Source organism: Halomonas sp. (assembly GCF_014859505.1).
Classification (GTDB): Bacteria; Pseudomonadota; Gammaproteobacteria; order Pseudomonadales; family Halomonadaceae; genus Halomonas.
Genome location: NZ_JACUUD010000255.1, coordinates 1 through 1,655, shown reverse-complemented (window position 1 = coordinate 1,655; position 1,655 = coordinate 1). Strand labels below are relative to the sequence as shown.

At 65.7% G+C, this 1,655-nt stretch carries 4 protein-coding genes; all 4 read left to right on the top strand.

What is annotated here, in order from left to right:
- The first annotated feature begins 16 nt into the window (after positions 1-16).
- The 4 genes from IBX53_RS16055 to IBX53_RS16040 all read left to right on the top strand — a co-directional run bounded on the left by IBX53_RS16055 (position 17) and on the right by IBX53_RS16040 (position 1,558).
- Complete coding sequence (locus IBX53_RS16055; protein ID WP_290911370.1) at positions 17-424, top strand: thioesterase family protein; 408 nt, start codon at positions 17-19, stop codon at positions 422-424.
- 126 nt (positions 425-550) lie between these two features.
- Positions 551-877, top strand: coding sequence for a hypothetical protein (locus IBX53_RS16050; protein ID WP_290911368.1), 327 nt, complete (start codon positions 551-553; stop codon positions 875-877).
- Positions 849-1,394: a DUF501 domain-containing protein gene (locus IBX53_RS16045; RefSeq protein ID WP_290911365.1), complete on the top strand. Its 546-nt coding sequence runs from the start codon at positions 849-851 to the stop codon at positions 1,392-1,394. Before IBX53_RS16050 ends, IBX53_RS16045 begins: the two co-directional genes overlap by 29 nt.
- Positions 1,395-1,435: 41 nt before the next feature.
- The gene (locus IBX53_RS16040) at positions 1,436-1,558 is read left to right on the top strand and encodes a hypothetical protein (protein WP_290911362.1); all 123 of its coding nucleotides are present in this window, start codon (positions 1,436-1,438) and stop codon (positions 1,556-1,558) included.
- Positions 1,559-1,655 lie beyond the last annotated feature (97 nt).

Below are 1,655 nucleotides of genomic sequence, written 5' to 3'. Positions count from 1 at the left end.
AACAAGGAGCGCTGCCATGTTCACCCGCACCGTCGAGCCTGCCTTCTACGACACCGATGCCCTGGGCCATATCAACAACACCCGGCTGCCCGCCTGGTTCGAGCTGGCTCGCAACGACCTCTTCCGACTCTTCACCCCGGATCTGGACCCCCGCAAGTGGCGCCTGATCATGGCCCGCATGGAGGTGGAGTACCTCGCCGAGCTGCAGTACGGCAGCGAGATCGAGATACGCACCTATGTCTCGCGTCTCGGCAACAGCTCCTTCACGGTGACCCAGGAGGCCTGGCAGGATGGCCTGATGACTAACATCGGCCGTGCCGTCATGGTCCAGTTCGATCACCAGAGCAAGCAGGCCATGCCCATCCAAGGTGAGCTGCGCGAGGCGCTGGAGGCTCACGTCCGGGAAGAGCCGGTCGCCGCATGACCCCCGCCGTCAAGCAGCTCGAGACGGCCGGCATCGCCTTCACCTTGGCCGAATACGAGCACGATCCGCGCTGTCCCAATCTCATGGCCGGCTAGGCCGACACCCGATCCCCGACAGGAGATGGTCATGGCCATCCGCTACGACCTCTGGCTGGACCCCGACAACGTCGCCCGGCACCGCGCCGTGGAGGCGGACCTGATCCGCTACTTCGTCGAGCGCTTCGCCGACTATCCCCACATCCGCTTGTTTGGCGCCGATCCCTACGATTATGATGCGCCGTTCAATCGACTCTACGACGTGCTGATGGCCCGGGCCGCGGACTACTGCGAGCGGGAGTGGCGCTATGCGCCCACCCCCGACCAACTGAATCGCGCCTTCTTCCTGGCCGTCGGCCAGTCCAACAAGTTTCTACGGGACCCCGACGATGGTGATCCGCACCGATCAGACCCCTGACGAGCGCCAGCTGGCGATCATCACCGCGCAGCTGGGTCGCGCACCGCGCGGCATCGAGGCCGTGGTGGCCACCGACAGCGAAGGCACCCCGCTGGTGCTGCGCATGGCGCCGATCGTCGACGGCAAGCCCTTTCCAACCCTGTACTGGCTCTGCTCCGAGCGGCTCAAGGTGGAGATCTCGCGCATCGAGGCCTCTGGCGTGATCAAGCAGCTCGAGGCACGCCTCCAGGAGGAGCCCGAGTTCCTCGCCGCCTACCACGCAAGCCACCGCGACTACGTGGCGGCTCGCTGGCGCTGCATGAGCGAGGCACAAAAGGCTGAGATAATCCGGCTGGGCTACGATGGCGTGCTCACCGAGCGCGGCATCGGCGGCATCGCCAACTGGGACCAGGTGCGCTGCCTGCACACCCAGTACGCCCACCACCTGTGCGGTGACAACGTCATCGGCCAGTGGATGGACGCCGAGTACGGCGTGGCCGACTGCCTGCCGGGAGGGTCCCGACCCCATTCCCCCTGATCCAGTAACCCCCACTCGTAACGCTCAACAAGGAGCCCCTGATGTACGTCGATACCCATGTCGTTGCCAGCCTCTTCCTGATCGCCAGCATGTTCGTGATCACCGGCGTCGGCATCAAGCTGCTGCGCCAGGCCATGAAGCGCGACGCCGAAGCCACGCGCTGAGCCACCGGCCGGCAACAGCCGCGAAGGGCGCCAGATGGCGCCCTTCGCCGTTTCCGGGCTTGCGGAGGCTGACGCAGGACGTCAGCATAAGGCCCCA

Coding starts and splice junctions, on each gene's coding strand:
- IBX53_RS16050 (WP_290911368.1), top strand. CDS start 551: ATGGCCATCCGCTACGACCTCTGGCTGGACCCCGACAACGTCGCCCGG.
- IBX53_RS16045 (WP_290911365.1), top strand. CDS start 849: ATGGTGATCCGCACCGATCAGACCCCTGACGAGCGCCAGCTGGCGATC.
- IBX53_RS16040 (WP_290911362.1), top strand. CDS start 1,436: ATGTACGTCGATACCCATGTCGTTGCCAGCCTCTTCCTGATCGCCAGC.
- IBX53_RS16055 (WP_290911370.1), top strand. CDS start 17: ATGTTCACCCGCACCGTCGAGCCTGCCTTCTACGACACCGATGCCCTG.